The organism is Streptomyces sp. NPDC001410, assembly GCF_042895235.1.
GTDB lineage: Bacteria > Actinomycetota > Actinomycetes > Streptomycetales > Streptomycetaceae > Streptomyces.
This window is the reverse complement of record NZ_JBIAWE010000008.1, coordinates 391,241-402,883: the sequence shown is the minus strand read 5'-3', so window position 1 is coordinate 402,883 and position 11,643 is coordinate 391,241. Positions and strand designations below refer to the sequence as shown.

13 protein-coding genes are annotated in these 11,643 nt (G+C 71.2%); 11 read left to right on the top strand and 2 right to left on the bottom strand.

Features of this window, described 5'->3' with window-relative positions; genetic code table 11:
• Positions 1-9 precede the first annotated feature (9 nt).
• Complete coding sequence (locus ACFY3C_RS20125) at positions 10-642, top strand: dihydrofolate reductase family protein (RefSeq protein WP_390771701.1); 633 nt, start codon at positions 10-12, stop codon at positions 640-642.
• A gap of 110 nt (positions 643-752) precedes the next feature.
• Complete coding sequence (locus tag ACFY3C_RS20120) at positions 753-1,145, top strand: ribonuclease domain-containing protein (protein WP_386576261.1); 393 nt, start codon at positions 753-755, stop codon at positions 1,143-1,145.
• A 55-nt stretch (positions 1,146-1,200) separates the two neighbouring features.
• Here ACFY3C_RS20120 and ACFY3C_RS20115 read toward each other — a convergent pair whose 3' ends face one another.
• Positions 1,201-1,401, bottom strand: coding sequence for a hypothetical protein (locus ACFY3C_RS20115; protein ID WP_390771700.1), 201 nt, complete (start codon positions 1,399-1,401; stop codon positions 1,201-1,203).
• Between the two features lie 179 nt (positions 1,402-1,580).
• On the opposite strand from ACFY3C_RS20115, the gene ACFY3C_RS20110 reads away from it, so the two are divergent.
• The 3 genes from ACFY3C_RS20110 to ACFY3C_RS20100 all read left to right on the top strand — a co-directional run bounded on the left by ACFY3C_RS20110 (position 1,581) and on the right by ACFY3C_RS20100 (position 4,854).
• Complete coding sequence (locus tag ACFY3C_RS20110) at positions 1,581-2,843, top strand: sensor histidine kinase (protein WP_386576259.1); 1,263 nt, start codon at positions 1,581-1,583, stop codon at positions 2,841-2,843.
• A gap of 71 nt (positions 2,844-2,914) precedes the next feature.
• The gene (locus ACFY3C_RS20105; protein ID WP_386576258.1) at positions 2,915-3,592 is read left to right on the top strand and encodes a response regulator; all 678 of its coding nucleotides are present in this window, start codon (positions 2,915-2,917) and stop codon (positions 3,590-3,592) included.
• 71 nt (positions 3,593-3,663) lie between these two features.
• The gene (locus ACFY3C_RS20100) at positions 3,664-4,854 is read left to right on the top strand and encodes a cytochrome P450 (RefSeq protein WP_390771699.1); all 1,191 of its coding nucleotides are present in this window, start codon (positions 3,664-3,666) and stop codon (positions 4,852-4,854) included.
• A gap of 11 nt (positions 4,855-4,865) precedes the next feature.
• On the opposite strand, the gene ACFY3C_RS20095 is transcribed toward ACFY3C_RS20100, so the two are convergent.
• Positions 4,866-5,888: a Gfo/Idh/MocA family oxidoreductase gene (locus tag ACFY3C_RS20095; RefSeq protein ID WP_386576256.1), complete on the bottom strand. Its 1,023-nt coding sequence runs from the start codon at positions 5,886-5,888 to the stop codon at positions 4,866-4,868.
• Positions 5,889-6,026: 138 nt separating this feature from the next.
• Here ACFY3C_RS20095 and ACFY3C_RS20090 point away from each other — a divergent pair, with 138 nt between their 5' ends.
• The 6 genes from ACFY3C_RS20090 (at position 6,027) to ACFY3C_RS20065 (ending at position 11,600) form a co-directional block, all read left to right on the top strand.
• Positions 6,027-6,764 carry a GntR family transcriptional regulator gene (locus ACFY3C_RS20090; protein ID WP_390771753.1) on the top strand — a complete coding sequence of 246 codons (738 nt, stop codon included), beginning with the start codon at positions 6,027-6,029 and terminating at the stop codon, positions 6,762-6,764.
• Between the two features lie 163 nt (positions 6,765-6,927).
• Positions 6,928-7,932 carry a sugar ABC transporter substrate-binding protein gene (locus ACFY3C_RS20085; protein WP_390771698.1) on the top strand — a complete coding sequence of 335 codons (1,005 nt, stop codon included), beginning with the start codon at positions 6,928-6,930 and terminating at the stop codon, positions 7,930-7,932.
• Positions 7,929-8,969: an ABC transporter permease gene (locus ACFY3C_RS20080; protein WP_386576254.1), complete on the top strand. Its 1,041-nt coding sequence runs from the start codon at positions 7,929-7,931 to the stop codon at positions 8,967-8,969. Before ACFY3C_RS20085 ends, ACFY3C_RS20080 begins: the two co-directional genes overlap by 4 nt.
• Positions 8,966-9,736 carry an ATP-binding cassette domain-containing protein gene (locus tag ACFY3C_RS20075; protein WP_390771697.1) on the top strand — a complete coding sequence of 257 codons (771 nt, stop codon included), beginning with the start codon at positions 8,966-8,968 and terminating at the stop codon, positions 9,734-9,736. The genes ACFY3C_RS20080 and ACFY3C_RS20075 overlap by 4 nt, the downstream gene beginning before the upstream one ends.
• Positions 9,737-9,876: 140 nt before the next feature.
• Entirely contained in the window at positions 9,877-11,022 is a 1,146-nt protein-coding gene (locus tag ACFY3C_RS20070) for an ROK family glucokinase (RefSeq protein ID WP_386576252.1), read from the top strand.
• On the top strand, positions 11,019-11,600 hold the full coding sequence (locus ACFY3C_RS20065) for a sugar kinase (protein WP_386576251.1): 582 nt from the start codon (positions 11,019-11,021) through the stop codon (positions 11,598-11,600). The genes ACFY3C_RS20070 and ACFY3C_RS20065 overlap by 4 nt, the downstream gene beginning before the upstream one ends.
• The last annotated feature ends 43 nt before the right edge of the window (positions 11,601-11,643 follow it).

Below are 11,643 nucleotides of genomic sequence, written 5' to 3'. Positions count from 1 at the left end.
GCACCCGCCATGGGCAAGCTCGTCTCCACCGTCTTCGTCACCCTCGACGGTGTCTACCAGGCGCCGGGCGGCCCCCAGGAGGACACCAGCGGCGGCTTCGACCAGGGCGGCTGGAGCTTTCCGTACGGCGACGACGACTTCGGCCGGTTCGTCACCGAGGTCTTCGACCGCGTGGGCGCCTTCCTGCTCGGCCGCCGTACATACGACATCTTCGCCTCCTACTGGCCGAAGATGACCGACCCGGCCGACCCGATCGCCACGAAGCTGAACGCCCTCCCGAAGTACGTCGTCTCGTCCACGCTGACGGCACCGGAGTGGTCCGGCACCACCGTGATCGGCGGCGACCTCGCCGAGGAGGTCGCGGCCCTGAAGGAGCGCACGGACGGCGAACTGCAGATCCACGGCAGCGGCGCCCTGGTCCGCTCCCTGCTGGACCTGCGGCTCATCGACACCCTGCACGTGCTGACCTTCCCAGTCGTCCTCGGCGCCGGCCGCCGGCTGTTCACGGAGGGCGCGGTCCCCACCCGCTTCCGGCACACCGGGGGCCGCGTCACCGGCGCGGGCGTCTCCATCCAGTCGTACGACCTGCTGGGCGCCCCGGAGTACGGCTCCTACGCCCTCCCCGAGGACGCCCAGGCCTGAGGTGGAGCCCTGGTCGGCAGGTTAACTTCCCGAAAACTCATCGGACTTGACGGGAAAATCTTCAACTTTGACGTTGACATGCCAACGTCTACGCGCGTCATCATGGAGCCATGAGATTCCCCCCACGCGCAACTCGCATCGGCGCTGCAGCCGCCCTCCTGTCCGCCCTCCTCGTGGGCGGTACCGTCTCCGCCACCACGGCGGACGCCGCTGCCTCCGTCGGCAGCATCTGCTACAGCGACCTGCCGTCGCAGGCGTACGACACCCTGGACCTCATCGACCAGGGCGGTCCCTTCCCGTACTCGCAGGACGGCACCGTCTTCTCGAACCGTGAAGGCGTCCTGCCCAAGCAGTCGTCCGGCTACTACCACGAGTACACGGTGAAGACCCCCGGCTCCTCCACCCGCGGTGCCCGGCGCATCGTCACCGGTGAGGAGTACCAGGAGGACTACTACACCTCGGACCACTACGCCACGTTCGACCTGATCGACTTCGGCTGCTGAGCCGGACGGTCCGGTCCTGGGGAACGGTGCGCCCGGCCCGGGGTCCGGTCCGCGCTCAGCCGGACTTCTGGCCGTCCGCGACGGCGAACAGCGCGAACGCGAGCAGCACGAGCGCCACGCTCGCGTAGACCTCGTAGCCGTCGAGGAAGCCGATCCGCTGCACGAGGCCCACGTGCCAGTGGGTGAACGCGTGCACCAGGCCCATGACGCCCTGCATCAGGGCGATGAATCCGAGAAATTCCAGCACCTGTTTCATGGCACGACTCTCGCCCCGCGGCTTCCCCCCACGCATCGGCCGCGGGGCGAGGCATGTCCGCCGGAGGAACGACGTCCCGCCCGGGCGGGACCACCCAAAGTCCACGGCGGTGCGACTTTGGTCGGCGATCGCGGCACGGGGGCAGTTGCCCGAGCCGATCCTGCATAGATTTGTCGACCGTGAGCAAAGACGAACCGGCGCGGACGCAGCAGGAGTTCGCGGGCCGCCGGTGGCTGTTCCCGTCCGCCCTGATGCACGAGCTGGACCCGGACGCCGGGGCCGCGGGCCGACGGCCGCGGCGCACCGCGCGCGACTGGGTCGTCGACTTCTCGTGCTTCCTGCTGGCCGTCGTCCTCGGCCTGGCGGCCGCTGAGGCCCTGCCCCAGGAATCAGGACTGCCGCACTCCCTCGCCGTGCTCGACCAGGTGCTGGGCGCCCTCGCCTGCGGGGCGCTCTGGCTGCGCCGCCGGTGGCCGGTCGGGCTCGCGATCGCGATGATCCCGGTCGGGTTCCTGTCCAACACCGCGGGCGGCGCCGGGATGGTCGTCATCTTCACGCTCGCGGTGCACCGGCCCTTCCGCCACATCGCCTGGATCGGCGGCATCGAACTCGCCCTGCTCCCGCTCTTCTACTGGCTGCGCCCCGACCCCGAACTGCCCTACGTCGCCGTCGTCGCGTTCACCTTGCTGCTCACCCTCTCCCTCATCGGCTGGGGCAAGTTCGTACGCTCCAAGCGCCAGCTCATGCTGAGCCTGCGCGACCGGGCCCGGCGCGCGGAGACCGAGGCGCGGCTGCGCGCCGAGCAGGCGCAGCGGCTCGCCCGCGAGGCCATCGCCCGCGAGATGCACGACGTGCTGGCGCACCGGCTCACCCTGCTCAGCGTGCATGCCGGCGCCCTGGAGTTCCGGCCGGACGCGCCCCGGGACGAGATAGCGCGGGCGGCCGGGGTCATCCGGGAGAGCGCCCACGAGGCGTTGCAGGACCTCAGGGAGATCATCGGCGTGCTGCGGGCGGGGGAGTCCGACGACGCGGCCGGGAGCCGTCCACAGCCGACGCTGGCCGCGCTGGACGCCCTGGTCGCCGAGTGCCGTGAGGCGGGCATGAAGGTCACCCTCGACCAGCGCGTCACCGACCCGGCCGCCGTCCCCGCCTCGGTCGGCCGCACCGCCTACCGCATCGCCCAGGAGGCCCTGACCAACGCCCGCAAGCACGCCCCCGGCACCGACGTCACCGTCCAGGTCACCGGCGCCCCCGGGGCCGGCCTGACGATCACGGTGCGCAACCCCGCCCCCGAATCCGACGTCCCACCGGTCCCCGGCTCCGGACAGGGCCTGATCGGCCTGACCGAACGCGCCACGCTGACCGGCGGCAGCCTGGAGCACGGGGCGACGGCGGACGGGGGGTTCGAGGTGCGAGGGTGGCTGCCGTGGGGCGGGGACTGAACCGCGGCGGGGCGGCCGCCGTTGGCCGGGACATGCCCACCGCCCCGCGTCCCCGTGATTACGTAACCCCCATGACTGCGACTCCGATCAGACTTCTCCTCGTCGACGACGACCCCCTGGTGCGCGCCGGACTCGCGCTGATGATGGGCGGGTCCGGGGACATCGAGATCGTCGGGGAGGCCGCCGACGGCGACCAGGTCGAGGACGCGGTCCAGCGGACCCGGCCGGACGTCGTGCTCATGGACATCCGGATGCCGTCGGTGGACGGGCTCACGGCCACCCGGAGCCTGCGGGAACGGGCGGACGCACCCGAGGTCGTGGTGCTCACCACCTTCCACGCCGACGAGCAGGTGCTGCACGCCCTGCGCGCGGGCGCCGCCGGTTTCGTGCTCAAGGACACCCCGCCCGCCGCGATCGTCGACGCGGTGCGCCGGGTCGCGGCCGGGGAGCCGGTGCTGTCGCCCGCCGTCACCCGCCAGTTGATGCGGCACGCGGCCGGCACCGCCGCCGACTCCCGGCAGGAACGCGCGCGGGAGCGGCTCACCGCGCTGGGCGACCGCGAGCGGGAGGTCGCCGTCGCCGTCGGCCGGGGCCTGGCCAACGCCCAGATCGCCGCCGAACTCTTCATGAGCGTGGCCACCGTCAAGACCCACGTCTCGCGCATCCTGGCCAGGCTCGGCCTCAACAACCGGGTCCAGATCGCCCTGCTGGCCTACGACGCGGGACTTCTCGACGAGGACGGGCACTAAGCGGGCACCCCGCGCGTTGTCCCTGCACCGGGAGGTTCCCGGGCGGCCTCGGGGAGTCCGGAAGAGGAGCGATGGACAGGCAACACGTTGTTGATCTGGGGGAGTTCGGGGACGCCTTCCGCCGGGACCCGCACCCGGTGTACGAGCGCCTGCGGGAGCAGGGCCCCGTGCACCGCGTCCGGCTGCCGGGCGCGGACGAGGGGTACGAGGCCTGGCTGGTGGTGGGGTACGAAGAGGCGCGGGCGGCCCTCACCGACTCCCGGCTGGCCAAGGACGGTTCCAAGATCGGCACGACCTTCCTGGACGAGGACATCATCGGCAAGCACCTGCTGGCCACCGACCCGCCTCAGCACACCCGCCTGCGCGCCCTGGTCACCCGCGCGTTCACGATGCGCCGGGTGGAGCGGCTGCGCCCGCGGATCCAGCAGATCACCGACGACCTGCTGGACGAGATGATGCCGCGCGGCCACGCCGACCTCATCGACGCGCTCGCCTTCCCGCTGCCCATCACCGTCATCTGCGAACTCCTCGGCGTCCCGGACATGGACCGCGCGGAGTTCCGGAAGATGTCCACCGAGGTGGTCGCGCCGACCAACGGGGACACGGAGGCGGCGGCGACCATCCGCCTCGGCGAGTACCTCACCGAGCTGATCGAGGACAAGCGGTCCGCCGGGCCGACCGACGACCTGCTCAGCGACCTGATCCGCACCACCGCCGAGGACGGCGACCGGCTCTCCCCGGGGGAACTGCGCGGCATGGCCTTCCTGCTGCTCATCGCCGGCCACGAGACCACCGTCAACCTCATCGGCAACGGCGTCCTCGCCCTGCTCACCCACCCCGACCAACTCGCCGCCCTGCGCGCCGACATGAGCCTCCTGGACGGCGCCGTCGAGGAGATGCTGCGCTACGAGGGCCCGGTACAGAGCGGCACGTTCCGGTACGCCGCCGAGCGCCTGGAGATCGCCGGCACGGCGATCGAGCAGGGCGAGCACGTGATCGTCGGCCTCACCGCCGCCCAGCGCGACGGCGACCGCTACAGCGACCCGCACCGCTTCGACATCCGCCGCGACACCCGCGGCCACCTCGCCTTCGGCCACGGCATCCACCACTGCCTGGGCGCGCCCCTGGCCCGCCTGGAGGGCCGCACCGCCATCGGCACCCTCCTGGAGCGCGCCCCCGAACTCGCGCTCGACGGCTCCCCCGGCGAGTGGCTGCCGGGCCTGCTGATGAGAGGGATGCGCACCCTGCCGGTGCGCTGGTGAGCGAAGCGGCTTCAGCCGTACGACGGCTGCGCCCGGTCCTGGATCTCCGCCAGTCGCACCGGGCGGCGCTCCCGCCGGGACACCTCGCAGGCCTCGGCGATCCGCAGCGCCTGCAGGGCCTCGCGGCCGTCGCACGGGTTGGGCCGCTGACCGTGCAGCACGTCGACGAAGGCGCACAACTCGGCCTCGTACGCGGGCCCGAACCGCTCCAGGAAGCCGGCCCACGGCTTGTCCGCGGGCGGCGGCCCGGTCGGCTCGGTGGACGCGACCGGCGTACGGTCGTCCAGGCCCACCACGACCGTGTCCCGCTCCCCGGCCAGTTCCATGCGGACGTCGTAGCCGGCGCCGTTGAGCCGGGTCGCCGTCGCCGTGGCCAGCGTGCCGTCGTCCAGCGTGAGCAGGGCCGCGCCGGTGTCGACGTCACCGGCCTCGCGGAACATCGCGGGGCCGGCGTCCGACCCCGTCGCGTAGACATCCACGACCTCACGGCCCGTCACCCAGCGCAGCACGTCGAAGTCGTGGATCAGCGTGTCCCGGAACAGCCCGCCGGACAGCGGCAGCCACTGTGGCGGGGGAGGGGACTGGTCGGAGGTCATCGCCCGTACGGTGTGCAGCCGCCCGAGCCGTCCCGAGCGCACAGCCTCCCGGGCGCCCGCGTACCCCGCGTCGAAGCGCCGCTGGAAGCCCATCTGCAGCACCGTGCCGGCCGTCTCGACCTCGGCGAGCGCGGCCAGGGTGCCCGGCAGGTCGAGGGCGATCGGCTTCTCGCAGAAGACCGGCAGGCCCGAGCGGGCTGCCCGGCCGATCAGGTCGGCGTGCGCTGCCGTGGCCGTGGTGATCACCACCGCGTCCACGCCCCACTTGAAGATCTCGTCCACCCCCGGCGCCGCCGTCTCGCCCAGGCGCTGCGCCAGCACCTGTGCCCGCGCCGGGTCCGCGTCCGTCAGGATCAGCGATCCGACCTCACGGTGGCGGCTCAACGTGTTCGCATGAATGGTGCCGATGCGGCCCGTACCGATGACCCCGATGCGCATGGAAACAAAGTGAGGGCGGACCCCGTACGCTGTCAATGCGAATGTCCGAACAACTGGACAATCTGTCTACACAACTTCCCGTCAACCGAGCACGGGGCTACGCTCGGGCCCGTGCCGAAACCAGATGTGGACCCGACCGTGTCGCTCGACCTCCGCGTGGACCGTAGTTCGCCGGTGCCGTTGTACTTCCAGCTCTCCCAGCAGCTGGAGGCCGCCATCGAGCACGGCAGCCTCACGCCCGGCAGCCTCCTGGGCAACGAGATCGAGCTGGCCGCCCGGCTCGGCCTGTCCCGGCCCACGGTCCGCCAGGCCATCCAGTCCCTCGTCGACAAGGGGCTGCTGGTCCGCCGCCGGGGCGTGGGCACCCAGGTCGTGCACAGCCAGGTCAAGCGCCCCCTGGAGCTGAGCAGCCTCTACGACGACCTGGAGGCGGCCGGCCAGCGGCCCGCGACCAAGGTCCTGGTCAACACCGTCGTCCCCGCCTCCGCCGAGGTCGCCGCCGCGCTCGCCGTCGCCGAGGGCAGCGACGTCCACCGCATCGAACGCCTGCGCCTCGCCCACGGCGAACCGATGGCCTATCTGGTCAACTTCCTGCCGCCCGGCCTGCTCGACCTGGACACCGGCCAACTGGAGGCCACCGGCCTGTACCGGCTGATGCGCTCCGCCGGGATCACCCTGCACAGCGCCCGCCAGTCCATCGGTGCCCGCGGCGCCACGGCCGCCGAGGCCGAGCGGCTCGCCGAGGCGGAGGGCGCCCCGCTGCTCACCATGCAGCGCACCACCTTCGACGACACCGGACGCGCGGTCGAGTTCGGCGACCACACCTACCGCCCCACCCGTTACTCCTTCGAGTTCCAGCTGCTCGTACGGCCCTGAGTGCCGCCGGTCATTCGTCGCAATGTCCGGACAATGCGACGGGCGGGCGCTCCCCGGTCGGGTCAGCAGTGTTCCCCGTGTTCGATACTGGAGCGTTTGGGGCCGCTGAGGTCATCACCGGCCCCTTGCGTACGTACGGACACGGCAAGAAGGGCACGGCCTCGTGGCACGGTTTCGGACCTGGGTAGGCATAGCGCTGGCAGGGGCACTCTCCGTGTCCCTGGCGGGGTGCAGCAGCACCGGCGGCAAGCGGGCAGAGGACGCCCGCAAGGCCGCCGCCGCCCAGGGCAGGGCGGCGGTGAACACCCCCCGCTGGACCTTCGCGATGATCACCCACTCGGGGGACGGCGACACCTTCTGGGACATCGTGCAGAGCGGTGCCGAGCAGGCCGCCGTCAAGGACAACATCAACTTCCTGTACTCGCACGACGACGAGGCCCAGCAGCAGGCCCAGCTGGTGGACGCGGCGGTCGACAAGAAGGTCGACGGCATCATCGTCACCCTCGCCAAGCCCGACGCCCTCAAGGCCGCAGTGGCCCGCGCCGAGAAGGCCGGCATCCCGGTGATCACGGTGAACTCCGGCTCCGAGGAGTCCGAGTCCTTCGGTGCCCTCACCCACATCGGCCAGGACGAGACCATCGCCGGCCAGGCCGTCGGCGAGGAGCTGAACAAGCGCGGCCGGAAGAACGCCCTGTGCATCCTGCACGAGCAGGGCAACGTCGGTCACGAGCAGCGCTGCGACGGCGTCGCGAAGACCTTCCACGGCAAGGTCGAGAAGCTCTACGTCAACGGCACCAACATGCCCGACGTGCAGTCCGCGATCGGGGCCAAGCTCCAGGCGGACAAGTCCGTCGACTCCGTCGTCACCCTCGGTGCCCCCTACGCCGACACCGCCGTGAAGGCGAAGGCCGACGCGGGCAGCAAGGCCGAGGTCGACACCTTCGACCTCAACGCCAAGGTCGCCGCCGAACTGAAGGACGGCACCCTCGGCTTCGCCGTGGACCAGCAGCCGTACCTCCAGGGCTACCAGGCCGTCGACCTGCTGTGGCTGTACAAGTACAACGGCGACGTCCTCGGCGGCGGTCAGCCCGTCCTCACCGGCCCGCAGATCATCACCAAGGACCGGGCGGCCGCCCTCGCGGAGTACACCGAGCGGGGCACCCGATGACCGCCACCCTGGAACGCACGGCCGACGAAAGGGTTCTGCAGGCCTCGCCGCTGCGAAAGCTGCTCTCCCGCCCCGAACTGGGCTCGATCGTCGGCGCGCTCGCCGTCTTCGCCGTCTTCGCGTTCGCCGCCGACGGCTTCCTGCGCGCCGCCAGCCTCAGCACGGTCCTGTACGCCTCCTCGACCATCGGCATCATGGCCGTACCCGTGGCCCTGCTGATGATCGGCGGCGAGTTCGACCTGTCGGCGGGCGTCCTGGTGACGTCCTCCGCGCTGGTCTCCTCGATGTTCAGCTACCAGATGACGGCGAACACCTGGGTCGGCGTAGGCGTCTCGCTCCTGGTCACGCTCGCCATCGGCGCCTTCAACGGCTTCGTGCTCACCCGCACCAGGCTGCCCAGCTTCATCGTCACCCTGGGCACCTTCCTGATGCTGACCGGCATGAACCTCGGCTTCACCAAGCTGATCGACGACACGGTCTCCACCAAGACCATCGCCGACATGGAGGGCTTCCCGAGCGCCCGCGCCGTCTTCGCCTCGACCCTCACCCTCGGCGGCGTCGACTTCAAGGTCACCATCCTGTGGTGGCTCGGCCTGGTCGCCCTCGCCTCCTGGATCCTGCTGCGCACCCGCGCCGGCAACTGGATCTTCGCGGTCGGCGGCAACCAGGACGCGGCCCGCGCGGTCGGCGTCCCGGTCGCCAGGACCAAGATCGGCCTCTACATGGGCGTCGCGTTCGGCGCCTGGATCTCCGGCCAGCACCTGCTCTTCTCCTTCGACGCCGTCCAGTCCGGCGAGGGCGTCGGCAACGAGCTGATCTACATCATCGCGGCCGTCATCGGCGGCTGCCTGATCACCGGCGGCTACGGCAGCGCGGTCGGCTCCGCCGTGGGCGCTCTCCTCTTCGGCATGACGAGCAAGGGCATCGTCTTCGCCGAGTGGAACCCCGACTGGTTCAAGTTCTTCCTCGGAGCGATGCTGCTCCTCGCGACCCTGCTGAACGCCTGGGTCCGCAAGCGCGCGGAGGCCGACAAGTGACTCTCGTCCAGCTGGCCGACGTCAGCAAGCACTACGGCACCGTCCGTGCCCTCGAAGGCGTCTCGCTCGAGGTCGACGCCGGCGAGATCACCTGCGTCCTCGGCGACAACGGAGCCGGCAAGTCCACTCTCATCAAGATCATCGCGGGCCTGCACCGGCACGACGGCGGCACGCTGAGCATCGAGGGCGAGGAGACGACCCTCTCCTCCCCACGCGAGGCCCTCGACCGCGGCATCGCCACGGTCTACCAGGACCTGGCGGTCGTCCCCCTCATGCCGGTGTGGCGCAACTTCTTCCTCGGCTCCGAGCCCCGCAAGGGGAAGGGACCCTTCAAGCGCCTGGACATCGACTTCATGCGCGAGACGACCCGAGCCGAACTCCTCCGCATGGGCATCGACCTGCGCGACGTCGACCAGCCCATCGGCACCCTCTCCGGCGGCGAACGCCAGTGCGTGGCGATCGCCAGGGCGGTCCACTTCGGCGCGAAGGTCCTGGTCCTGGACGAGCCGACGGCGGCCCTGGGCGTCAAGCAGTCCGGCGTGGTCCTGAAGTACGTGGCGGCAGCACGCGACGAGGGCCTGGGTGTTGTCTTGATCACCCACAACCCGCATCACGCGTATCTGGTGGGCGACCGCTTTGTACTGCTGCGGCGCGGCATGATGGTGGGCAACTACACACGGGCCGAAATCACACTGGACGAGTTGACCCAGCAGATGGCGGGCGGATCCGACCTGGACGCTCTACGCCATGAACTGCAGCGAAGTTAGGGGGCGCGGGGCTGTGTTGATTTGCGGCTCCGCCGGGGGGCGCGACCAGCCACGGCGCACCCGCAGTCGGCACTGAACGCGCACCCCCCTCACCTGCCCCGCGCAGCACTCAGCGTGAGCGTGCGGCAGAATCGAGCCCGATGAGCACCTACCGCGACCTCACCGCCCCCATCGGCTCCCGCCGAGCCCCGGTCCTGCGAACCGTCGGCACACGAGAGCGCAGGTCCCACCTGACCGCACCCCGTGTGCCAACGGTGGGCATCGACATCGGCGGCACCAAGGTCATGGCGGGCGTGGTGGACGCGGACGGCAACATCCTGGAGAAACTCCGCGCGGAGACCCCGGACAAGTCCAAGAGCCCCAAGGTCGTCGAGGACACCATCGTCGAACTGGTCCTGGACCTGTCCGACCGCCACGACGTGCACGCGGTCGGCATCGGCGCCGCCGGCTGGGTCGACGCCGACCGCAACCGCGTCCTGTTCGCGCCCCACCTGTCCTGGCGCAACGAGCCGCTGCGGGACCGCCTCGCCAGCCGCCTCTCCGTCCCGGTCCTCGTGGACAACGACGCCAACACCGCCGCCTGGGCGGAGTGGCGCTTCGGCGCCGGCCGCGGCGAGGACCACCTGGTCATGATCACGCTCGGCACCGGCATCGGCGGCGCCATCCTGGAGGACGGCCAGGTCAAGCGCGGCAAGTACGGCGTCGCGGGTGAGTTCGGCCATATGCAGGTCGTCCCCGGCGGCCACCGCTGCCCGTGCGGCAACCGCGGCTGCTGGGAGCAGTACAGCTCCGGCAACGCGCTCGTCCGCGAGGCCAAGGAGCTGGCCGCGGCGGACTCCCCGGTGGCCTACGGGATCATCGAGCACGTCAAGGGCAACATCGACGACATCACCGGCCCGATGATCACCGAGCTGGCGCGCGAGGGCGACGCCATGTGCGTCGAGCTGCTCCAGGACATCGGCCAGTGGCTCGGCGTCGGCATCGCCAACCTCGCCGCCGCCCTCGACCCGTCCTGCTTCGTGATCGGCGGAGGCGTCAGCGCCGCCGACGACCTGCTCATCGGCCCGGCCCGGGACGCCTTCAAGCGCCACCTCACCGGCCGCGGCTACCGCCCCGAGGCCCGCATCACCCGCGCCCAGCTCGGCCCCGAGGCCGGCATGGTCGGCGCCGCCGACCTGGCCCGGCTGGTCGCCCGGCGGTTCCGGCGGGCCAAGCGGCGCCGGGTGGAGCGGTACGAGCGCTACGAACGCTACGCCCAGGCCCGCCGCGACCGGGACACCGCATGATCGCCTCGCTGCCCCATCAGGCCGCGCCCCCGGACGAACCGCGCAGGCCCGCCGAGGACCCGCGGCACAAGGCCAAGCGCCGGGCGCTGACCCTGCTGATCATCGGGCTGCTCATCGGCGTCCCGGCGGGCTACCTGGTGATCTCCGCCAACCAGAGCCGCAACAGCGGCAAGGACAAGGAGGCGAAGTACTCGGCGACCGGCCTCACCCCGGGCTGGCCGTCGAAGGTGCAGCGCCGCCTCTACCAGGTGGCGGTCCCGCACCCCGCCGACTACATCGCCTACTACGAGACCAACAACTGGAAGACCAGCCGCCTGTACGTGCAGTTCCGCACCAACAGCGCCGGCCTGGACAGCTTCCTGGGGGCCATGGGCGTACGCCGGGACCAGCTGAAGAAGGACCACATCACCATCGGCTCCCGCGACCAGAAGGTCTCCGGCTGGAACTTCACCGGCCCCGGCCCCTGGTCGGGTCTCACCCACAAGCAGAAGAACCCCGCGCCCACCCAGGACGTGGTCGTCAACATGTCCGACCCGAACTATCCGATGGTGTACGTCGTCTCCCGCACGGTCCCGTAGCAGGGGCCCCGGCCGGCCGCCGGAGCCGATTGTCAGACCCCGC